Raw genomic sequence first — 22,375 nt, forward strand, 5'->3', positions numbered from 1 at the left:
CGATAAGTTAATCAATGATAGCGTCACTCAAAGGGAGATGGGCATGGCATCTGCGAGACAGGATTTTGAAAGCTTTGTTCGGTGGCTATACCACCCAGAGAGGCAAGTTCCGGGTGACGTTCGCCGCTTGGCTACTTTGGCCCTTGCTAACTTTGACGAATTAGCTGGAACCTCGCGACAGCGAAGTCAGCGCTCCACATTTCTCGTCAGTCTAATGCGGCGAGAGCTTGGCGGCATAGCTGAGGTGCCTCCAGCCGACGTAGCTGAAGCAAACGCAGGTGTTTGGTCTTGGAACAGGTTGCGTCACCTGACACTCGGCCCATTTAGGGGATTCCGTGCACCTGAACCTTTCGATCTAACAAAGCAGATCATCCTATTCTACGGTCCAAATGGTAGCGGGAAAACCAGCCTTTGCGAAGGATTAGAATATGCCCTTCTTGGAGATGTCGAAGAGGCCGGAAGCAAACGCATTGCGGCGAGAACGTACCTATCGAATATACACGATAAAAGATTCGCCCCCCCAGTATTGAAGGCAACGGATCAACAAGGACGTGAGGTTGACGTTGTTGCCAACCTCGACACATATCGCTTCTGCTTCATTGAAAAAAACCGAATTGATGCATTCTCAAGAATCGCTGCCCGACCCAATGCCCAACGCGCTGAACTGATTGCTACGCTGTTTGGTATGGACCAGTTCAATGAGTTCGTAAGAAACTTCAACGAAAGCATCGATGGACAACTTGTTCTAATTAGTGATCAACAGAATGCCTTGTCACTTCGCCGTAACGCGTTGGCGGCAGATCGATTGGCCGTTGAAGGTGCCGCTGCCTCCCTGCAAATATTAGATGAAGAGGAGTTGTCTCTGGCGAAGGAGTACGCAGTTGAACTCACATATCAAACCCTCAAGGGCTTGATTGGTACTGCTGAAGCTCCAGGTCGTCTTCAAGAACTTGATGACATTTTGGGGGCGATTCCACCGAATATTCTTGGCACCACACGCCAAGGTCTACAAGACGCTTTTGCTGAGGCACATCAATACTCCGAAGAACTTGATGCAGTAATCAATGATCTTCGTGCCAAAAGCGACCTGGTTTCCTTCAAGAATCTTTACAACTCTGTTCTCGCCCTGCAGAAGGCTATTGGAGATCGTTGCCCCGCTTGCGATACGCCACTGACAGGTGATGCTCGTGTTGCCGTAGATCCGTTTAGGAAAGCAACAGATGGCTTGGTGCAGCTTGGAGAACTGGGTGCCCTTCAAGACAAACAGCAAACTATTGAGGTAAAACTGGGTCAGGCATCTCGCGCGTTGCGGCAGATGCTAACTTCCTTCTGCGCTTTTGTAACTGCTCATGAAGAAGAGGAAACAGCAATCGGTCGTTGGGTTTTGCAACTTCCTGCTGAGCCTGTCGGACGATGGTGGGCAAATATCTACCCCCAGTTGCCCGCAAGTCCGCACGGATTGCCGTCACTTGAAGATATTCTCTCTTTTGTAGATCGCATGGTAGCTCAAGACGATTCGTCACGGAAGGCTCAGAGAGAGCGACAACCGCACATCGACGAACGTCGTCGACTCAATGAGTTTCAACTAAAGGTCCAAGCGCAAGATCTCAAACGGCAACAACTGCAAACGGATATTGAAGCTGCGCGTAACCGAATCAAAGCCTTCGATGAAACAAATACTGGGTTGATCGCTCAAGCGAATCAGGAAGCACTAGATATCGTCCGCGACACAGCATACAAGGCTGCCTATGACAGATTTCTTGAAACATTGAGGTCTTATAGAGATCAACTACCCGGTCAGTTAATGGCTGGCCTAAACGAAGCAGCTAAAGATCTCTATAACGCTTTCAATCGTAATGATCGCGAAGAAGACAAGCTATCAGCGCTGTATCTGCCTTTAACCGATGATGGCAAGATCGAAATCAGTTTTCAGGGTAATCCTGATGTTCGCGTCGATGCGCTCCATGTTCTTAGTGAGGGGCATATTCGCTGTCTCGGACTGGCAATCCTGATGACTAAAGCGAAGAGCATCGGCTGTCCAGTTATCGTTTTCGATGATGCCATCAATGCGATCGACCATGACCATAGAGGTGGAATCCGAGAGGCTATTTTTGAAAGTGACCACTTCACAAACACCCAATTGATCGTCACCTGTCATAGCAATGAGTTTATAAAAGATATCCAGCAACACCTACCTGCTCAGCGTAGGAATGGGTGCCAGGTTTATCTACTAAGACATCACGATGGTAACTATCAACCGAGAGTAACCGGCAACATACCTAGCGCGAACTATATCGCCAAGGCCAGAGCAGCAAGAGAAGCGCTGAACGACCGAGATGCGTTGGCTGCGTCACGCCAAGCTTTGGAGATACTGAGCGAGAAAACTTGGCGCTGGCTTGGAAGTCATGATCTTGGTGTGCTAAATCTAATGCTCGCTGGCGTCGGTGCTGAGCCCGGATTGAGAAACTTATGCGAAGCATTGGTCAAGAAATTGCGAGATTCTCCAACCTTTAATCACGCGAACAAAGAGCCACTTCTTACAGCTTATGGACGTATTTTGGGCATTCCCGTTAACAATCTTGTCTGGACCTATCTCAACAAAGGTACTCATGAGGAGGCAGACCGTGATGACTTTGATGGAGAACTTGTGGAGTCCGTTGTCCAAACTCTTGAAGAACTGGACCGACTCGATCTGCGAGCCGGGCGCTAGTGTAAGTATCCCGCTTAGCCGGACCATTTACCTTTAAATATCTCCGGCATACTGACCATGGAGGAAATAGCCATGCACAAAACCCGATGCGCAGAACAACAAATCATCGCCGTTCTGAAGTCTGTCGAAGCCGGACTGACGTTATAGGATGTCTCTCTCGTCAGTAACCGAATTCGCTTCTTTCTTAAGTCGTCGAATCTAAGAACGGGCATCGGACTGCGTTTTAGTGATTGATGGATCAGGACCGTATTTTTCTATCTAGGTATTGAGACTATGTGGGGGGATATCAAGAGGGGTGGCGACACTTGAAATGGAATGACCGCGTTCAACAACTTTTTTGACCGCTCCAATCTTAAACTTTTAAGGATAACGTTGACCGCTCATGTACACTTAACAGTCGTCTTAAATTACTTTGAGGCGCTTTTTAACCCCGTGACGATTTATTTTATCAGAAAAACTCACACCTTATCATATTAGATTTTTTAGTTGATAAGAATTATTTTTAGGCAATAAATAGCATTATTAACCAATAACTTCAAATCATCTATTTTTAAATAGGAAAGTATATGACCACTCAATCACATCAAGAACAAGCTTGGGAGACCAACTTGACATTAAAGATCAAAAATCTACTTAAGCGAGGATTGAAAAACTTTGATGATATATTACCACTGTGTGATGGAGCCCAACCAAAAGATATATTCCGCATATTCAGCGAATTGAAAGATACCGACTTTAGAGGTTCTACCACTTCTCTTGACTATAAATCAAAATTTTTTTTCAAACTACCTGCTGCAAATCCTAAATTTTTCCAATGGTGGTATACTCTTGAATCACAGGAGTTAATGACCACCAGGCTTCTGGATAATCATAATGATCATGATATTGCATGTCTAGGCACACCGACTTTAGCTGCAACAATTTCTTCACATAACAAAAAAGTAACATTATTGGATATTGATGAAGACGTTGTATCATTATTCAATGATGTATTTACAGGCGTATCAAATGCCGAAGTCTATGATGTAAACAATGCCAACATTGGCTTACATGAAAAAAAATATGACTGTATAACTATTGATCCCCCTTGGTATCCATCTGAATTTAAAAAATTCATTTCTAGAGCAATAAAATTATCAAGGGATGGGGCTACAATTTATTGTTCTATCCCCCAACATCTTACACGACCAGGGATTGGAGAAGAGAGAGCTGAGCTAATTTCATCTCTGCAAAAATGTGGGCACAGCATATTATATATTGAGCCTAATGTGATGAAATATATAGTTCCATACTTTGAAGAAGAAGCATTAAAAAATAGTGGTATTGAGACAAAGAATCTACCATGGAGGTCTTCCGATTTATTAGTAATAAAAGTCAATGGTACTAAAACACTTAGCTTTGAATCCGGTATGATTAACAAAGTCAGATCTTTCTCCAGGGCTGGGAATAGTAATATTTTTCGAGTCTTCTTAGAAGAAATTGATATTGAATCTAGTTTACCCATTAGAAAGATTGATAATTTCTCGAAATCCATTAGCAATCGTGATGGAGTTGAGAAGGTAAATTTATGGACTTCAGGCAAACAAGGATTCCAAGTTAATGATGTAGCCTTCTTTAATGAAGTAATAAAATCATGGAGTGACGGAAATAACATAGAGGAAACAGCAAGAATTATTGGGGAAACAAAAAAATGCAATGTTAAATCAATTAAACAGATAATAGAACAGCTAGAGGAATACACTGGTTTTTGGGAGATGACCCCAGAATCCCCAGTTCGTCGTACATCTGAAGAAATAAAAAATATAAACGATGCTTTATCTAGTGAATGGGCAGCTAAAGCCTCTGAAAGGGAACATGGGAGCAGAAGTGATGGCTTTCGTATCGAATTCCAAAGGGATCGAGATAGAATTATCTGGTCTAATGGATTTAGAAAACTTGCTGATAAAACTCAATTATTCCCTCTTGAAGAAGATGAGCATTTAAGGCAACGACTGGCACACAGTATAGAAGTAATGCAACTAGCATCAACAATTGGAGCAGCTTTCGGTTTAGATAAAGACTTAATTGAGGCAGGCTCATTGGCTCATGACATAGGGCATACTCCATTTGGTCATGCTGGCGAGCACGCAATTGACCAAATGTTCCGAAAACTAGGTTTTAAAGGTGGCTTTAACCATTATGAGCATGGTGTAGATGTTGTTCGCTATTTAGAAGGCTCATATCAATATGGCATCGGTGATTCACATAACGGGCTAAATTTAACATCAGAGGTATGTGATTGCATTCTAAAACATACATATTGCCACAATGGAGATGGGCCTAGTCAAGAAAATTTATGGAAGCACACTAAACATCAAAAATACTTGAAATGTGGAGGATACAGTCACCTTGAAGGTCAGGCCGTGAGAGCTGCTGATAAAATATCTTATCTATTGTCAGATATAGAGGATGGAATAAAATTAGGAGCCATACAAATTCATGATCTATTAGGTTGTAGACTGTTCCACCGGGCTCCAATAGACTTTCGAATGAGAAGCGGCGAAAATATATATAGTAAGTTTATAGAGCAAAGAGGCTCGATAATAAAACTACTAATGGAAGATATCATTCTTGAGTCCACAAAGAGGATCAGTAAATTAAAATCCAAAGCTGATGTTTTTAAGGCTGGTGATTACTGCATATTTCATAGTGAACAGATAAATAGTGATATGGGAGAGATCTGGGATAAAATTCAAGTCAGCAAACTTCACTTAGACCCAAGAGTTTTATCTGCTAACATGAAGGCTTCAAAAATGGTAAGCGAATTATTATTGCTTTTCACATTATTCCCTGAACATATAAACACCCAATTTCGGATAGAGCATGAGAGACTAAACTCAACTGAATACATGAACTATTACAGAAACCAACATAAAACCATAGAAATCCCGTATAATATTTTAAGATTCTTACCATTAGATATGATGATAGGTTTCAACCAAGGAAATACCAAGTATATAGATGTGTATAATTTAATTTTGTCCAAGGACTATGTTGCAAGCCTAACAGACAAGAAGCTGAAGAGAGTTTACCAAGAGCTATTAGATTAATCAGTTTAATTTAATATGATAGATAAAGTTTTAATATACATAAAATAAATATACAGAGCTAGATTTATAATATCTAGCTCAATCTCACACCAAAAAAAATACCCTCTCTTCCATATTGCTACTATTTATTATATGAACCTCTAAAAATGAAACATTCAAAAACCATTTGAATAAAATCAATAACATTTTAATTTTATTGACATTTTAAGTGTAAGCACACAGATTATAGAACCGTGTTTTTTAATATTTACGTATTTTGAGATCAGCCCAATATCGGCACTATAATTTTACCTACGAATACTGGACAGTATTGCGTTATTCAGAATATATTTAAAATATCAAGAAAAGATCAATGCCCTAAGTTTACCTTTGGGGTGTTGGACTCTGGGTTAATGAGTATGATGTCGAGTTACGGTTTTTTCAACAACATAAGTCTATGCATGAGAGATTTATAGAGGGTTTTAACGGATGCTTTCGCGATGAATGTCTGAATGAGCATTGACTAACCGACATCTGCACGCGCGTAATGTCAGCGATGGATAGCGACAGGATCATAACGTTTGCAATCTATATTCAATGCTGAATTATCTCACCCCGCTGGGGTTATCTTCCCCTGTCGAAGCGATGAGACAGACAATGATAATCTGACATCACTAGCTAAAGTCTGAGTTTAATATTTGAGGCGGATCGACTAACATCATCAAAGGTGGTCATTTTGGTGGTCTTGACAGCATCGCAATTGAATTAGCTTATTTATTAGCCAGTTGCTGGCAAAGGCGATCCCAGTCAGAGGAGCCAAATTAGAAAAGCCCGCTTAAGGAAACTTAAGCGGGCTTTTTGCTGTTAATTTTCGGCGCAAACCGAAGCGGATATAAAGCGCGTTACCTTATATCCACTTCACGTGTTTCGGGCAAACGCTACTCGTTGCCCCATTCATTCAGGTAGTTCGCGATGCCATCAATCTGCTGCGCGTCGATACCCGCTTCACGGGCCATCTCTTTCTGCGTGTCTTCGCTGATTTCCTGATTATCAGACAGGCGGGTCAGCAGCAGCTGGAAATAATGAGCCAGCGCGTCACGCTGTGGCTCGCTCACCGGCTTGGCAGATTCCGCCACATAATCATCGGCGATGTCATAATATTTAAGCGCTATTTCGTTATTCATAAAGAGTCCAAATTTACTGTCTTGATCGGTCATCAATGATGGGGATGTTTCCCTGCTGAACACCGGCGTATTTGCACGACGCTGTTCAGCGCGGGAGCGAAAATCAGACCTTCAGCATTTTCACCGTAGTATCCACGTCGATCTCATCTTCCGAGAAGATTAAGGTCGTTCCCTGGAAGGTGGTGATCGCCAGTTTTTTCACCGAGCGCATTTCGCCCGCGGTGGTCGCGGACTTCGGCTTGATGCTGCTCATCAGAATGCCCACGGAAAGCACGGCATTTTCTTTATCGATGCGGGTATCAGCTGGCACTTCTTCGCTGAACACCACGTAAGACTTGATCGAGGTAAGCTTAATGCGCTCACCCGCGATATAAATGTATTTGCTTTCCGGTGCGACCTTGACCGCATAGGCTGACAGCCCTTTGCTGTTGGTGGTCGGTTCGAAAGTCACCGCCGCATCTTTCTTGATCAGATCAGGGTTGGCGACCTTAACCTCATGAAAATACCGGTTATCACCGTTTTCATCTTTGATAAATCCAAAGCCTTTATCTTTAAACCAGGTTGTGATCGTTCCGTTCATCGCCATTACCGCCTACTTAATCGTTTATTTGCTCAATTTTTGCAGCGCGCAGTGTAAATCACAATGCCTGCGCAGACCATTTCTTTAAGTCTGGACGATAATTTGCCGACTTGCGAGGAGGCGGTGATCTGACGCGGCCTTCGCCAGAGTCGTCAGTCGGCGTAAAATTCGCTATCATCCGCTGCCACTCTTGCTGCTGGTCACCTGATGTCCAAGATTATCGATACCTTTATTGCCCCGCCGTGCCCTGAGCAGATTGAGATCCTTTATCAGGACGCGCATCTGGTGCTAATCAATAAGCCCAGCGGACTGCTCAGCCTGTCGGGCAAAAATCCGCAAAATCTCGATTCGGTGCATCACCGGCTGGTGCAGCTGTTCCCCGGCTGCACGCTGATCCACCGGCTGGATTTCGGCACCTCCGGGCTGATGGTGATTGCGCGCAATAAGGCGATCAATGCCGCTCTGTGTCACCAGTTCAGCCAGCGCACGGTGACCAAGGTGTACAGCGCTCTGCTATGCGGACATCTGGCGGAAGATGACGGGGTTATCGACGCCGCAATAGCGAAAGATCCGGCGCTGTTCCCGTTGATGTCGATTTGCGCGGTTAACGGCAAGCCGGCTCGCTCGCGCTATCAGGTCGTTGAGCGTTTTTATCGTGAGAGTGAAGACGGCACGTCACTGCCAGTAACGCGGGTGCAGCTCATCCCGGAGACCGGGCGCACCCACCAGCTGCGCATCCACTGCCAGCAGTTGGGCCACCCGATTTTGGGCTGTGACCTGTATGGCGGCCTGTTGCTGCCCGGCACCGAACGGACCCCAAGGCTGATGTTGCATGCCAGCGAGTTGCATTTTATGCATCCTATCAGCTTGGACCCTATCAACGCCTGTCATCCCAGCCCGTTCTGACAAACCTTTAAACCGCTACTAATTGCCTGTCTGACCTTCCGACTTTACCTTGTCTGAGAGCGCGGTTAGCAGCGGAAAGGTTGACGTGATATCAGGCTGAAATATCAGTTGGCAGCAAGGAAAAGAGGCTCTCTGGCCATCAACCAAAGCATTGAACTGAGCTATCCATATGTTAAGCTTAGATAAACACAAGGAGGTTTCAATGAGTGAGAATAAGGAAGGCAGTCTGAGGCTGCTTACTCTGGGTGAGATTAAAATCGCTAAGTCTGTTTTTGGAGAAGCGATTCATTACAACAAAGTTTGGATTCATCATGGAAGTTACTTACCCTTCGGCCTGCAAAATAAAGATACCGCAATGACTCCGAATGGAGAGTTGTATTTCAGGACCTGGTATTGCAATGACTTCTCAGCAGCTGACTATCCCTATAAGCACCTTTTCATCCATGAGATGAGCCATGTATGGCAGCGTGAAAGAGGCATGAATGTCATCGCAAGAGGATTAATAGCTTTGCAGTCAGCTATCGCTACAGACTTGATGGACGACCTTTAAGACGCTATCCCATGGAACAACAGGCTCAAATTATTGCTGACCACTTTATACTGAGCCATTACGGCTATGCCGTGTGGATGATCCTCAGGCGGAGGGGAGATATCACCCTGGACGGGGATTTAAGCGAAGCGGTGATCAGACAAAAATATCAAGAAACGATGCGTTACTTCCCATGGGGATGATAATGAATAACTTAATTAAAATACGCTCCTCTATCTTAGCGGCCTCAGTTATTTTCCTGAGTGGATGCCCAGGTTCAGGTGACAGGCTAAAAGCTGACGAAACGACTACGGTCAGTAAAGTTGGGGTTGAAATATGCTTCGATATTCCAGATGCCAGTGACTACCAACCTTCTCTCATCGCAATAAACCCGAGAGGAACGCCTCCACAAAAGCTGTCCATAAAGGACTCACCTGATTTGACTGTCGCAAATGGAAAACTTTGTCTCCCTCCCACATTTTATCAATTCTCTGAGAAACGCCAGTACATCGTACAATACATTCTTCAGAAACCTGACGATCAGCAGTCTCAACGAAGCGTCGTGATTGGGGTTGAGTTCACCGGCGGCGATGTTAAAACCTTTCCACTAAACGCGAACGAAACCACGCGCTGAGCGGAATGGCAAAGAATGCCGCTGATAGAGAGGTTTTTTTCCTGGCAAAACCGCCTGCTGTTTGCAGGCGGCAAGCACCCGGTCATTTAACCGGAAATGCAGTCAGCGTCCAGCGAATCACCACATCAAATCATCGGGCACTTTAAAGTCCGCATACGGATCGTCTTCATCCTGCTCTTCCTGACTCAATGCACTGTTCAGGACAATGCTGTTCGCATCACGTTGGGCAATCTTGTCGGCGACGCTGGCAGGAATAATGGCGTAAATATTTTCACCATTGTTATCCGCACTCAGGCGGGCAATGGCCAGACGGCCGCTGATCAGCTGGGATTGCGTGGTTTTATCCACGGCAATTTTCTTGATCAGATTATTGTCGGTGAAGTTGAAATCGATGGTGCCTTTGGCAATGGCGATCCGGTTCATCTCAATCAGCTGCTTCACCTGCGCCTTGTGCTCTTTCGATAACGCGGCCTGCTTTTGCTGTTCACTCAGCTGCTTATCACGCTCGGCCTGCGCTTTTTTATTCTCTTCAACCGCTTCTCTGGCTTCACGCGCCTGAACGCGTGATTTCTTGGCCGTCTTCTGCACTTTGGCCAATTTCTTGCTCGACACTAATCCCGCTTTTAGCATCTGCTCTTGTAAGGTGAGTTTTGTCATGCTGATCTCTAACTGGTTACCTGATTTTGGGGGATTATACCTGTTTTTTCAGGCCGAATCAGGTGGCAAGGCAGGAACAGGCCATGAACGAAGTCGGCGCGCGTCCCTCATCGCTCATGGCCGGGTGGAAGGTGGTTAAGCCATTCTTTCCAGAATCTCAATATCGTTCTTACTGAAGGTCATCGTTTGATCAAAATTGATCACCCAACCGTTGTCCACAATCTTTATTTCGGGATTAGAATCGCCCGAAATATTCATAAAGCCGCCGTGAATGAAGGTTTTCATCCCCTCACTCGCGCCCCAAATATTAAGATCGCTATTGAGATTAGCAAGAGTATCTTCCTTCTTGTCCTCTTTCACATGCGGTCCTAAATCATTCCTTAGCTTTGAAATAACTTTCAAGTACGATTTCTTTAATTCAATTTTCGACTTAGCAAGGGACTTAAACGCATTCATTAAGTCTTTATTATCTTTGAGCTGATGTTCTTTATTCCTTGATCTCAGCACCAATAATAAAGACACCAGGGCCGAGGTTGAGCCTGCGGAGTACAGCGCTACCCTGACGCTGACTTCCCTCAAGATAGCGGCAACAGTACTCCCGGAGGTCAGAAAGGTGCCGATGGGCGCCAGAATCTCCCATAAAAAATCCCGATTAGACTTATTGTAAACATCCCGGACCTTCAGGGGATTCCACCACCCGGAATTTCCCGCAGTGTGTTTATTGAAGAAGTTCTGGTTATTGGGCGTCACCATCACAGCATGGGCGCGGTTGGATAACAGCCCCATCTCAACATCATCTTCGCTCATCGCCGTACGGCCACTGGTGTTGTTCAGCAGAGCCGTGTAGGTTTTCATTGCCTGTTCGACATCATCATTGGCAAAACTGTATAAATCATCATCATGTGTGTGATTGATGATATCCACCAACAGTTTCATCTCAGTAAGATCGTATGACCCACCATTAAAAATAGCGTTGGTTATCGCAGATGCTATTCCAGCCATTGTAATACCCCAGACAATTAGATTTCTTTATTCTGTTTGACGTCCCATCCTGATTTCGTTTCCGCGCCTTTGGTACCCTGATCGCTTTGCTCCCAGTAATGAAGATTCACTTTTGCTGCCTGGAAGTAATAGCTGACCATGATTTTATCGGTGCTGCCCACGCCGGTGAATTTGCATCCTGTGACCAGCACGTCTTCAAGGACGATACGCGTGTACTCAACTTTCTGACCACCGGCCTTACAAACGGAAAGCTCAACGCTGTTGACATGTTTGCCTGACGCACAAAATTTCATGATCGCCGGAGTGCCTTTATCAATAAACGCCTGCACCGCCAGGTCGCTAAACTGGACCTTACCGGCACCGCCACCACCACCTACTGCCATGTTGCCCGGCTGACTGGCTCCCCAGTTGAAGGACTGAATATCAATCCAGTTCTTATGATTCGAATCAGCGGACTCACCGGTTACACCATCAACTTTCAGATACATATCAACAGACATTCGCTTGTTCCTTTTAAAGAGATAAAAAATGAGCAACCTAATTATTAAATAAACTTAATAGACTTTTTTTACAAGAAGATGAAACGCCAGCGCCTGATTCCAGGAACTATCCTGGAAAACAGGTCCACTGATAAGGAGAATGGCACCGACGTTGTGCGATGAACGGGGGTTGGATGGGCGCGGCATCAGGGGAGCAACGGGTGGAAAAGTATTGGTTTCAGGCGAGATAGGAATGACCCGGGCTTTGGGATATATTGGCAGCACTATCGTGAATTGATTTCTTGTTAACAGGTAACATCGGCATGGCTCTGATCCCCAAAAACTACACCCGTCTGGAAAGCGGCTACCGCGAGAAAGCCCTGAAGATCTATCCGTGGGTGTGTGGACGCTGCTCGCGTGAGTTTGTTTACTCCAACCTGCGTGAACTTACGGTTCACCATATCGATCATGACCATACCAATAACCCGGAAGACGGCAGTAACTGGGAGCTGTTGTGTCTGTATTGCCATGATCACGAGCATTCGAAGTACACCGAAGCTGACCAGTACGGCACCTCGGTGGTGGCGGGCGAAGATGCGCAGAATGACGTGGATGCCGCGACCTACAATCCGTTTGCCGATTTAAAGTCGATGCTCAACAAGAAGAAGTAGGCGTTAACCTGTCCGCTTCCGACGCCTGGCTGGCCTTAACCTCCAGCCCGGGTTCCCCCGGTTAAGCGGCCTTCCTCGTGAAATCCCCTCAAAATTGATCCAGATCATGAAATTGCTTCATGTTCGGTGAATTTATATCACTTTTCCTCACTCAGTGACTATGGCATAAATTAGACACTGCTTTTCGCCCAAGACAATTTGACAACAGCTGAATAAGAAACCAGAAAGTAAATTCTGGAACTGCTTAAAATAAACGCATTCAGTGTCACATCTGAGATTAGGATAGCCATCAAAATGAATAACGAATTCGCCTTTACCATTAAAAGTCTTTCTTTTGATGAAAATTATAATCCTTCAAAAAATACGCGTATTACCACCAATTTTGCCAATCTGGCACGTGGTGAAAAACGCCAGGATAACCTGCGCAACACCTTGAAAATGATCGACGATCGTTTCAACTCGCTGGCGCGGCAGGATAATGCCAATGGCGATCGTTATTCCGTCGAGCTGGAAATTATTTCCGTTGAGATGGACGTTGAAGGCAAGGGAAATACCTTCCCGGTTATCGAAATTCTGAAAACCCACATCGTTGATAAAAAGACCAACCAGCGCACGGAAGGGATTGTCGGTAATAACTTCTCCTCTTACGTACGGGATTATGATTTTAGCGTGGTGCTGTTAGAGCATAACAAGAACAAAACGGCCTTCACCACGCCGGATAATTTCGGCGATTTGCATGGCAACCTGTTCAAATATTTCGTTAACTCTGCGGCCTACAAAGCGCATTTCAATAAAGCGCCGGTGATCTGTTTGAGCGTGTCCAGCAAAAACACCTATCACCGCACTGAAAATCATCATCCGGTGTTAGGTGTCGAATACCTGCAGGATGAACTGTCCATGACCGATCACTACTTCAATAAAATGGGCCTGCAGGCACGCTACTTTATGCCGCCAAACGGCGTTGCGCCGCTGGCGTTTTATTTCTCCGGTGATTTGCTGAACGATTACACCGATCTTGAGTTAATCAGCACCATCAGCACGATGGAGACGTTCCAACGGATTTATCGTCCTGAGATTTACAATGCGAATTCTGCGGCGGGTAAGAAATATCAGCCGACCCTGAGTCACAAAGATTATGCATTAACGAAGATTGTTTATGATCGAGAAGAACGCAGCCAGTTAGCGATTGAACAAGGAAAGTTTACTGAAGAGCGCTTTATCAAACCCTATCGGGCGATCCTTGAGCAGCTCTCAGCTAATCCCGTTCTTTGATTAACCATAAAAATATAAGGTCACCTGTTATGAAAATTTTATTACCTACGTCCACGGCGGGCAGCCTGCCTAAACCTTCCTGGCTGGCTCAACCTGAAACATTATGGTCACCGTGGAAATTGCAGGATCAGGAATTGATCGATGGCAAACATGATGCGCTGCGCCTGTGCCTGGAAGATCAACGTCAGGCCGGTATCGATATCGTCAGTGATGGCGAGCAGACCCGCCAACACTTTGTCACCACCTTTATTGAGCACCTTAACGGCGTTGATTTTGAGAAGCGTGAGATCGTTAAGATTCGAAATCGCTACGATGCAAGCGTACCGACCGTGGTCGGCGCGGTAGAGCGTCAAAAGCCGGTGTTTGTTGAAGATGCCAAATTCCTGCGTAAGCTGACCGACAAACCGATTAAATGGGCGCTGCCAGGCCCAATGACGATGATCGATACGCTGTATGACAGCCACTATAAAAGCCGCGAAAAGCTGGCGTGGGAATTCGCGAAAATCCTGAATCAGGAAGCGAAAGATTTAGAGGCTGCCGGTGTCGACATTATCCAGTTTGATGAGCCTGCCTTTAATGTGTTCTTCGATGAAGTGAATGACTGGGGTATTGCCGCATTAGAAAGAGCGGTTGAAGGCCTGAAGTGCGAAACGGCAGTGCATATTTGCTACGGCTATGGCATCAAAGCCAATACCGACTGGAAGAAGACGCTGGGTACCGAATGGCGTCAATATGAAGAAATCTTCCCGAAACTGCAAAAATCCAGCATTGATATCGTCTCACTGGAATGTCAGAACTCCCGCGTGCCGATGGATCTTATTGAACTGATCCGCGGTAAAAAGGTGATGGTAGGTGCGATTGATGTGGCAACCAATGCCATTGAGACCCCGGAAGAAGTGGCTGATACCCTGCGTAAAGCCCTGCAGTTCGTCGATGCCGACAAGCTGTATCCTTCGACCAACTGCGGCATGACGCCGCTGTCTCGTGACGTCGCCCGTGGCAAGCTGAGCGCGTTAAGCGCCGGTGCCGCTATCGTTCGGGGTGAACTGACCCGATAGTCTTATCGATGGGGATAACGCGAGGATAAATCCGGGCCAGCCCTCACCGCGAAGAACTGCCCCTTAACAAAAGCCCGCTTATTGATATAAGCGGGCTTTTGTCTTTTCTGAATTACTGAGCGCGTCGCCCTTCCCCACTATCCTTTAGCGAAGTTCGCCTGGATGCGCTGTTGCAGATAGTCTGCGGCGGTGATCGGCGGATATTTCTTCTGCGGCCCAAGAATTTCGACCTCTTTATTGGCCTGACAAAAAAACGCCAGGCTGTAGCGCGGCCCCTGATACTCACCCGGCAGCGGACTTCTGACCCGATGGAAATTCGACGGCAACTGGTCGTCGCTCCAGCGCATCAGCATGTCGCCGATATTGCAGGTGATCACCTCTTCGCGCGGTTCGATGCTGGTCCACTGCTGACTTTCATGGTCCTTGCCCGGACAAACCTGTAAGCCACCCTGACCAGGGCGCTGGAACAACAGCGTCAGGCAATCGAAGTCGGTGTGCGCACCGGCACGCCACATCCCCTGCTCGGACTGCTCGGTGGCATAGTAATGCAGCATACGCAGCGTGCTCTGATAGGTTTTCTCATCAGGATTGTGCGCCTGCGCGAAGAAGTGCTCCGGGAAGCCCAGCTTCAGTGCAAAGCAGGACAGCAGCTTCATCCCCAGCGCCCAGCACTGCGACTCAAAGGTCAGCATGGTTTGTTTAAACGCCGGCAGTTCGTTCTCGCCCGGCCACAGGCCATCCATCAGCGGACGGGTGATCTGATAGGACTCTTTCTGATCGGGGGTTTTGGTCGAAGGACGCACCTGGGATTTGTTTTCCCAGCCGGCGTTTCTCGCCAGCGGATACTGCGCTTTTACCGCATCCGGCAGCGCGAAGAACGACTCGGTGGTGCTGAAGGCATGACGGATATCATCCAGCGCAATGCCGTGATTGCTGACCTGGAAGAAGCCAATTTCAACCGCAGCCTGCCAGAGCTGGTCGGCGATCTCGCTTTTGCGTTGTTCGAAGTTCGACAGGTCAATGCAGCGCACTTCGCGGGTAAAGGTCTCTTCGCCCATGGCGCCCATCAGGGCCTCTTTTTCCAGTTCCTGCAAACCGTAACCTTGTGACTGTGACATGTTGTTTTCCTTCTTTATGGAATGAGGTTAACCCGCAACGCGCTGTTGCAGAGTACGCACCGCAGACATCGCCTGATGGCGCAGCGCGTCAAGATCGAGACCGGGCACCACATCGTCTTCAACGATGGTGCGGCCATTAATCATTAAGGCTTTCAGTGCGGCACGGCCGCCGCAGGCAACCGGACCGATGGCCATGTCATGCAAGCCGAAGTAACGCGGGTCGTCGAGCCGGTAAATGGCGATGTCCGCCAGCATGCCTGGCTGCAGGGAACCGCTTTTTTGCAGACCGAGGATCTGCGCTCCGCCGGCGGTGCCCCAGCGCACCACGTCTTCTATGGTTGCTGCGTCACCGCCGCCCTCGAAGGTGCCGCCGTCATAACGGGGTTTGGCCGCCATCCCCTTACGGGCGCGCTGTAACAGCCAGGCGGCGTGGGTTTCACTCTGCATATCCGCCGCCTCATTTGACGCCGCGCCGTCCACGCCCAGCGAAATCGGCACGCCGGCTTTTTCCAGCGCCAGCAGATCGGCGATGCCGCTGCCTAACCGCCCGTTGCTCTGCGGACAGTGCGCAATCCCGGTGCGGGTTTTCCCCAGCATGGCGATCTCTTCCGGCAGCAGCTTCACCAGATGCGCAAACCACACATCGTCACCCAGCCAGTCATGCTCGGCGCAGAACTGCACCGGCGTCATGGCAAACTTGTCGCGTGCCACATCGAGATAGTCCACCGTCTCCGACAGATGGCTGTGCAGACGAATATTCAGGCTGCGCGCCAGTTTGGCCATTTCACGCAGCTGCGAACCCGGCGCGGAATGCAGCAGCGTGGTCGGTGCCATCACCACGCGGCGCAAAGATTCCGGCCGTGGATCATGATAGCGACCGACCAGGCGTTCCATATCCGCCATATACGCCTCATAGTTTTCCGGGCGCAACGCCTGAGGTAAGTCTTTCTCAATCGACCGTCCCTGCGTTGCTCCGCCACGGCACAATACAATGCGCATCCCCAACGCTTCGCCTTCGCTGAAGACGATCGCCGAGGTATCGAACGGCATATCCGGCCAGTAGAGATAGTTATGGTCGGCAACGGTGGCGCAACCGGAACGCAGCAGTTCGATCAGCCCAATGCGCACCGCCAGACGGAAAGTCTGTTCATCAAAGGTGGCGCGAAAGCGGTAAGGCGTGGCGCTTAACCACCCGGTCAGGCTTTTGTTCAGCCCCTGCGGCTCGCCTTTAAGTAACGACTGGAACAGATGATGATGGGTATTCACCCAGGCCGGATAGACCACGCAGTCGCGGGCATCGATTTGCCGCTCGTCGGGTTCCGCCACCAGCGTGCCCATCGCCTCGATAATGCCATTACGCACGCGAATATCCGGCCCGTTATGGCGCGCGGCTTCACCGGGTAATCCCGTCAGAATGGCGTGCGCGTTTTTTATCAGCAGTGAATCAGACAGCATCGCAGCGCTCCTCAGGGTTTAACCTGTATGTGGTCAATAAACTCGGTGGTATAGGCTTGCTTCCAGTCGGTATCGGCGTTAAGCAGTTTGGCATTGACCATAAAATCACGGGTTTTCTGCCAGCGTGCCTCGGTCATGGTGCCCCAGCCTTTAGTTGCCGCATCGCCACCATCAATCAGATGATGCTGGCTGATTTGCTCAACCGCCCACGCCAACAGATCGTCGGTCATTTTCGGGTTGTCTTTTTTGATCAGCGCATTGCCAGGTGCCGGGTTTTTCAGGTAACTCACCCAGCCTTCCATCGAGGCCTGCACAAATTTCGCCATCGCCTCTTTGCGGCCGCCGATCTCATCCGGACGGGTAATTAAGATGCCGCCATACGGCGGGTAGCCATGCTCGGAGAACAGGAAGAAGTTGGATTTCACCCCGGCTTTCTGCGCCTGAAAAACTTCAGAACTGACGTAAGCCTGCTGCGCGACGTTATCATCGGCGACAAAGGGTTGGATATTGAAGGTATAAGGGCGGACCTGAGAATCTTTCAGGTGATAGCGTTCTTTCAGCCATGGCCACCAGGTTGACTGCCCGGAGCTGGAGACCAGAATGGTTTTGTCCTGCAGCCCGTCAAGGGAGGTCACCGAGGCGTGGGTCAGCAAACCCTGCGGATCATACTGGAAAGGCGCGGCGATGGCCTTAGCCTGAAACCCGCGCTGGACCGCTTCCAGCAGCTGCAGGTCGTAACCGATGATCACGTCTGCGCGTTTCGACAGCAGCAGCTGCATACCGTTGATCTGCGGGCCGCCAGACTGAATGCTGACATCCAGGCCGTAGCGTTTATAGATGCCGGTGGCCAGCGCCTGGTAATAACCGCCCTGCTCGGCCTGCGCGTACCAGGAGGTCAGTAAGGCGATTTTCTCTTCCGCGCTGGCGGTGGATGACAGCGCCCCCAACATCAACGTGCTCAGCACGCAGTAAGACAGGGAAATGCGGGATGGTAACTTCATTGCTCCTCTCCTTATCGTTGCCGGAGAGAGGACAAGCAGACGCGGCTCAGCCTCCCAATCCGGCGCAAAATGAACCGCGAAATGGTTGCTGAGCAATGTCCCGCGCACTGAGCTGCACTGACCGCTTCTACTCACGTTTAGCTATACAAAAACGGTGCCAACTTCACCGATCGCCAGTCCACAGGGTTTGTCGGGGAATGGCGTTGCAACATTTGATTCAAAGGAGAGCATCACGCACTAAACTGGTGCGATTATTCCTCACGGCCCGGTGCATCAATCTGGCTGAACAACACTTCCAGCTGTTTCAGCATCATCGATGCCGCCAGTGAAAGCTGTCGTGAAGGCGCCAGGCACAGCGACAGGGTGAAGGATTTTAACTGCGGATCGGTCAGCGGAATAAAGGCCAGCTCTTCGCGGTCCACCTCATCCATGATGTCCAGCCAGCAGAGAATGCCAATGCCGATCTTCTCTTTGATCAGCGAACGGATCATATGGATGTTATTGGACACCGCCACTTCTTTCACCATGCCGCCGTTATTATTCAGCAGCGCCTCGACCGGCCCGTATAGCATCAGCGGGGCTGAGGGAATAATAAACGGATATTCAAGGCATTGATTAAAGCGCACCCCGCTTCGGCCCTCCAGCGGATGCCCTTTGGGCACCACAATCCCCAGGTTGATCTCGGCAAAGGCCTGCACCATCAGCTCCTTCGAGCTTTGCGGGTTAAGCATAATGCCAAAGTCCGCATCCCCTGAAATCAGCGCCTGCTGAATATCGATATTGTTCATGGTGGTCAGCGTGAAGGAGATGTTGGGATAGTCCTGATGCACTTTCTTCAGCATCGACGAGAAGAAATGTCGGTTAATGGCATCGATGGTGGCAATGCGCACGTGCCCACGCCGTAAGCCGCGCAGGTCGTCGAGCTGTTCACGCACGCGGGAAAAGTCCTTCTTCCAGTTTTTGGCGGCATGCAGCAACAGCTCCCCCGCCGCCGTCAGCCGCAGCCCGGTGGGATGCCGTTCAAACAGCGGCATCGCCAGCTCTTTTTCCACCCGCAGGATTTGCCGGTCGATAGAGGATGCCGCAACGTGCAGGGTTTCTGACGCCTTACGGAAGGATCCCAGACGCGCCACTTCGGTGAAATACAGCAGGAACTTTGAGAAGGCGAACATAGGTGAGGTGCTCTCTTTTATGCAACGGGACGTGCGAATCAAAGCTCTCGACGCAACGCAGTTATAGCAATAACGTAGCTTTCATTGCAACGGGAACAATCGTTTCATCACTCAAACAGAGTCCAGACTCGCTACGGTAAATGAACATGAAAGACGTCGAAATAATCCCTGTCACGATCAAAGCAATCACTGAAAATGGCGCAGGAAACCGGTCATTGCAGTTAATTGCCCAGCGGGATTATGCGTTGCCAGGCTGGTTACCCGGCGCACATATCGACCTGTTTATTCCTGAGATTGGCCCGCGCCAGTATTCTCTTTGTGGCGAACACGGTGACGCGGAATATTATGAAATCTGCGTCAAGCTGGCCGAACTGTCCTCTGGCGGCTCGCAGCATATTCACCACCATTTTAAGCCTGGCGACAGCCTGACGATTTCCGCACCGCGCAATCATTTTCCGCTACCGGACGCACCGCGTTATCTGCTGATGGCAGGCGGGATTGGCATTACGCCGTTGCTGGCGATGGCGGAAGCTATCGCGCGTCAGGGCGGCGAATGTGAGCTGCATTACTATGCTTCGAACGCTGAACAAACCGCTTTCCTGCCGCGTCTGAGCGCGCAACCTCTCGCGGAGCGGGTGTTTTTTCATTACAGCGACGCAAACGATTCCCTGCGCCACAACACGCCGTTCGCCCTGACGCAATCCGACCCGCATACCCGAGTGATGGCCTGCGGACCGGACGGCTTTATTCAGCGGCTGCAGGACATTATGCAGCAGCATCACTGGCAGCCCGACCAGTTACATTTTGAGCGTTTCAGCAACCCGGAATTAGCGCGACAAGGTGGCAATACGGCATTTCATATTGAGCTGAGTTCCACCGGACAACGTTATCTGGTCAGCCCGGAGCAGACCATTGCCGAAGTCTTACTCAGTGCCAAAGTCGATATTATGCTTTCCTGCGAACAGGGTATTTGTGGCTCCTGTATTACCGACGTGATCGACGGCATTCCGGATCACCGGGATTGTGTGCTGACCGATGAAGAAAAGGCCGACAACAGCCAGATAACGGTGTGCTGTTCCCGCGCCAAATCCCCTGTTCTGGTCCTCGACCTGTGAGGCTGACGACGCGCCCGACTCCACCCGGCTCGCCACTGGCCGGCGTTGCCAACGTCCGTTTACCGGCGTGGCTGCTGGCCGCCGACTGGCCGCAGCAGCAGGGTGAACCCGTCGCGGCGGATATCCGTTTCGCCGACGGCAGGATCGCCTCGCTAACCCCCGCTCAGCCCGACCAGCCAGATTTGTGGGACCTTCAGGGCACGCTGGCCTTGCCGGGCCTGATTGAACCGCACGCGCATCTGGATAAAACCTTCACCATTGGCCGCAGTCGCCCAGCCCGACCGGGTCTGTTAGCGGCGATTGAAACCCTGCACCAGGATCGCCAGCACTGGACCGCTGAGGATCTCCACCTGCGCGCGGCGCAGGGCCTGGCCTGGGCGGCGTCCCACGGCGTCAGCCTGCTACGCAGCCATATCGACTGGTTTGAACCAACGCCACCGCTTGCCTGGCATGAACTGGCGACCCATCACCAGCCTGGCGTCACGCTGCAACGCGTGGCGCTGGCGCCACTGGGCTTTTTCGCCGATGCGGATGCCGCAGACCGCATTGCCCGCGCGGTGGCGCAAAGCGGTGAACACTGCCTGTTAGGCGGATTTGTTCACTCCTCCAACTGGGATCCGGCCGCGATGGCCAACCTGATGCACAGCGCCGCCCGCTGGGGGCTGGATGTGGATCTGCATATCGACGAAGAGCTTAGCGAGACCGCCAACGGCCTGGTCTGGCTGGCTGACTTCCTCAGCGAAAACGCCTTTAGCGGGCATATCTGCTGCAGCCACGGATGCGCGCTGGCGTCCGGCAGTGAACAGCAGGCTAAGGTCGTGCTCAGCGAATTAGCTAAACACCGTGTCACCCTGATCGCCCTGCCGATGACCAACCTGCTGTTGCAGGACGCCGTTGTCGGCCAGACGCCGCGCCAGCGCGGGATCACCCTGGTGAAAGAGGCGCAGGCCGCCGGCATTCCGGTGATGCTCGGGTGCGACAACGTGCAGGATGCCTTTTGCCCGGCAGGCAGCTATGACCCGCTGGATACCCTGAGCTGCGGGCTGTTTGCCCTGCAGCTGGATAGAGTTTTTGACCAGCAGTCCCAGCTGATCTGTTCTGCTGCTGCGCTGAGCGGTACGGCAAACGACTTACCGCTGGCGGTGGGTAGCCCCGCCAGCCTGGTGCTTTTCCCGGGAAGCGATAGCGTAACCTGGCCTTTAAACAGTGCGGCTCGCGTGGTGATCCACCACGGCAAGCTGACCTTTCAACGAACGTGGAATGCGGAGTGCTGTTATGAGTCTTGAAGCCGGAGCGGGCAAGCCGCTCGCCAAATATGCCGCCTGGCGTCGCGCGGGAGATTTTATCTTTCTGTCCGGCATTATTCCGGTCAATCCGCAGAGCGCCACCATCGTGCGCGGCTTTCAGGATATTCCGGCCGATGCCCGCCTGTTGCTCGGTGAAACCGGCGAATTCTCGACCGATGCCAAACAAGGCCCGATTCTTGCACAGAGTTGGTACGTGCTGGAAAGCATCCGCCGCACGATTGAAGAGGCCGGTGGCGAGATGAGTGACGTGATCAAGCTGGTGCAGTATTTCCGCAACCTCGATCACTTCCCGTATTACAGCCAGGTGCGAAAACTGTTTTATCCCGGTCAGCCGCCCGTTTCCACCGTGGTGCAGGTCAGCGAGATGCTGCCAGGTGCCGAGGTACTGATTGAAGTTGAGGCCACCGCGTGGCTACCCCAATCCCGCTTAACGCAATAATGTCGGACAACGAGGCAC

At 49.8% G+C, this 22,375-nt stretch carries 19 protein-coding genes and 2 pseudogenes; 11 read left to right on the plus strand and 10 right to left on the minus strand.

Features of this window, described 5'->3' with window-relative positions; translation table 11 throughout:
• Positions 1-43 precede the first annotated feature (43 nt).
• A complete protein-coding gene (locus E2F51_RS20560) occupies positions 44-2,710 on the plus strand; it encodes an AAA family ATPase (protein WP_134824402.1) in 2,667 nt (888 codons plus the stop codon).
• 201 nt (positions 2,711-2,911) lie between these two features.
• On the opposite strand, the pseudogene E2F51_RS24145 reads toward E2F51_RS20560, so the two are convergent.
• Positions 2,912-3,061 (minus strand): annotated as a pseudogene (locus tag E2F51_RS24145) (IS3 family transposase); the annotation flags it as partial.
• Positions 3,062-3,276: 215 nt separating this feature from the next.
• Between E2F51_RS24145 and dgt the strand changes: the two are divergent.
• Positions 3,277-5,799 carry a dGTP triphosphohydrolase gene (gene dgt / locus E2F51_RS20565; RefSeq protein WP_134824403.1) on the plus strand — a complete coding sequence of 841 codons (2,523 nt, stop codon included), beginning with the start codon at positions 3,277-3,279 and terminating at the stop codon, positions 5,797-5,799.
• A gap of 917 nt (positions 5,800-6,716) precedes the next feature.
• Here the strand turns inward: dgt and E2F51_RS20570 are convergent.
• Complete coding sequence (locus E2F51_RS20570; protein WP_134824404.1) at positions 6,717-6,962, minus strand: DUF2543 family protein; 246 nt, start codon at positions 6,960-6,962, stop codon at positions 6,717-6,719.
• 103 nt (positions 6,963-7,065) lie between these two features.
• Positions 7,066-7,548, minus strand: a complete 483-nt coding sequence (locus E2F51_RS20575; RefSeq protein ID WP_053142382.1) for a cold-shock protein — start codon at positions 7,546-7,548, stop codon at positions 7,066-7,068.
• A 201-nt stretch (positions 7,549-7,749) separates the two neighbouring features.
• Between E2F51_RS20575 and E2F51_RS20580 the strand changes: the two genes are divergently transcribed.
• The 3 genes and pseudogenes from E2F51_RS20580 to E2F51_RS20590 all read left to right on the plus strand — a co-directional run bounded on the left by E2F51_RS20580 (position 7,750) and on the right by E2F51_RS20590 (position 9,611).
• Positions 7,750-8,448 carry an RluA family pseudouridine synthase gene (locus E2F51_RS20580; protein WP_134824405.1) on the plus strand — a complete coding sequence of 233 codons (699 nt, stop codon included), beginning with the start codon at positions 7,750-7,752 and terminating at the stop codon, positions 8,446-8,448.
• A 202-nt stretch (positions 8,449-8,650) separates the two neighbouring features.
• Positions 8,651-9,180 (plus strand): annotated as a pseudogene (locus tag E2F51_RS20585) (type IV secretion protein Rhs).
• 2 nt (positions 9,181-9,182) lie between these two features.
• Positions 9,183-9,611: a putative T6SS immunity periplasmic lipoprotein gene (locus tag E2F51_RS20590; protein ID WP_134824406.1), complete on the plus strand. Its 429-nt coding sequence runs from the start codon at positions 9,183-9,185 to the stop codon at positions 9,609-9,611.
• 117 nt (positions 9,612-9,728) lie between these two features.
• Here E2F51_RS20590 and E2F51_RS20595 read toward each other — a convergent pair whose 3' ends face one another.
• The 3 genes from E2F51_RS20595 to E2F51_RS20605 all read right to left on the minus strand — a co-directional run bounded on the left by E2F51_RS20595 (position 9,729) and on the right by E2F51_RS20605 (position 11,770).
• Positions 9,729-10,268: a DUF2058 domain-containing protein gene (locus tag E2F51_RS20595; protein ID WP_134824407.1), complete on the minus strand. Its 540-nt coding sequence runs from the start codon at positions 10,266-10,268 to the stop codon at positions 9,729-9,731.
• A 135-nt stretch (positions 10,269-10,403) separates the two neighbouring features.
• Positions 10,404-11,270, minus strand: a complete 867-nt coding sequence (locus E2F51_RS20600; protein WP_041692039.1) for a hypothetical protein — start codon at positions 11,268-11,270, stop codon at positions 10,404-10,406.
• Positions 11,271-11,287: 17 nt separating this feature from the next.
• On the minus strand, positions 11,288-11,770 hold the full coding sequence (locus E2F51_RS20605; RefSeq protein WP_134824408.1) for a type VI secretion system tube protein Hcp: 483 nt from the start codon (positions 11,768-11,770) through the stop codon (positions 11,288-11,290).
• A gap of 302 nt (positions 11,771-12,072) precedes the next feature.
• Here E2F51_RS20605 and yajD point away from each other — a divergent pair, with 302 nt between their 5' ends.
• The 3 genes from yajD to E2F51_RS20620 all read left to right on the plus strand — a co-directional run bounded on the left by yajD (position 12,073) and on the right by E2F51_RS20620 (position 14,750).
• Positions 12,073-12,420 (plus strand): HNH nuclease YajD, encoded by a 348-nt coding sequence (gene yajD / locus E2F51_RS20610; RefSeq protein ID WP_013202720.1) that lies wholly within the window; start codon positions 12,073-12,075, stop codon positions 12,418-12,420.
• A 294-nt stretch (positions 12,421-12,714) separates the two neighbouring features.
• Positions 12,715-13,692 (plus strand): DUF1852 domain-containing protein, encoded by a 978-nt coding sequence (locus E2F51_RS20615; RefSeq protein ID WP_134824409.1) that lies wholly within the window; start codon positions 12,715-12,717, stop codon positions 13,690-13,692.
• 29 nt (positions 13,693-13,721) lie between these two features.
• Positions 13,722-14,750 (plus strand): methionine synthase, encoded by a 1,029-nt coding sequence (locus E2F51_RS20620; RefSeq protein WP_134824410.1) that lies wholly within the window; start codon positions 13,722-13,724, stop codon positions 14,748-14,750.
• 137 nt (positions 14,751-14,887) lie between these two features.
• On the opposite strand, the gene E2F51_RS20625 is transcribed toward E2F51_RS20620, so the two are convergent.
• The 4 genes from E2F51_RS20625 to E2F51_RS20640 form a co-directional block, all read right to left on the minus strand.
• Entirely contained in the window at positions 14,888-15,868 is a 981-nt protein-coding gene (locus E2F51_RS20625; RefSeq protein ID WP_134824411.1) for an isopenicillin N synthase family oxygenase, read from the minus strand.
• Positions 15,869-15,895: 27 nt separating this feature from the next.
• A complete protein-coding gene (locus E2F51_RS20630) occupies positions 15,896-17,323 on the minus strand; it encodes an amidohydrolase family protein (protein ID WP_134824412.1) in 1,428 nt (475 codons plus the stop codon).
• 11 nt (positions 17,324-17,334) lie between these two features.
• Positions 17,335-18,273, minus strand: a complete 939-nt coding sequence (locus E2F51_RS20635; RefSeq protein WP_245174202.1) for an ABC transporter substrate-binding protein — start codon at positions 18,271-18,273, stop codon at positions 17,335-17,337.
• Between the two features lie 302 nt (positions 18,274-18,575).
• Positions 18,576-19,496, minus strand: coding sequence for a LysR family transcriptional regulator (locus E2F51_RS20640; RefSeq protein ID WP_013202726.1), 921 nt, complete (start codon positions 19,494-19,496; stop codon positions 18,576-18,578).
• A gap of 140 nt (positions 19,497-19,636) precedes the next feature.
• On the opposite strand from E2F51_RS20640, the gene E2F51_RS20645 reads away from it, so the two are divergent.
• The 3 genes from E2F51_RS20645 to E2F51_RS20655 are packed head-to-tail and all read left to right on the plus strand — an operon-like array spanning position 19,637 to position 22,357.
• The gene (locus E2F51_RS20645; RefSeq protein WP_134824414.1) at positions 19,637-20,611 is read left to right on the plus strand and encodes a PDR/VanB family oxidoreductase; all 975 of its coding nucleotides are present in this window, start codon (positions 19,637-19,639) and stop codon (positions 20,609-20,611) included.
• The gene (locus tag E2F51_RS20650; RefSeq protein ID WP_134824415.1) at positions 20,608-21,897 is read left to right on the plus strand and encodes an amidohydrolase family protein; all 1,290 of its coding nucleotides are present in this window, start codon (positions 20,608-20,610) and stop codon (positions 21,895-21,897) included. Before E2F51_RS20645 ends, E2F51_RS20650 begins: the two co-directional genes overlap by 4 nt.
• Entirely contained in the window at positions 21,887-22,357 is a 471-nt protein-coding gene (locus E2F51_RS20655) for a RidA family protein (RefSeq protein ID WP_013202729.1), read from the plus strand. Before E2F51_RS20650 ends, E2F51_RS20655 begins: the two co-directional genes overlap by 11 nt.
• The last annotated feature ends 18 nt before the right edge of the window (positions 22,358-22,375 follow it).

It is taken from the genome of Erwinia sp. QL-Z3 (genome assembly GCF_004551645.1).
Classification (GTDB): domain Bacteria; phylum Pseudomonadota; class Gammaproteobacteria; order Enterobacterales; family Enterobacteriaceae; genus Erwinia; species Erwinia billingiae.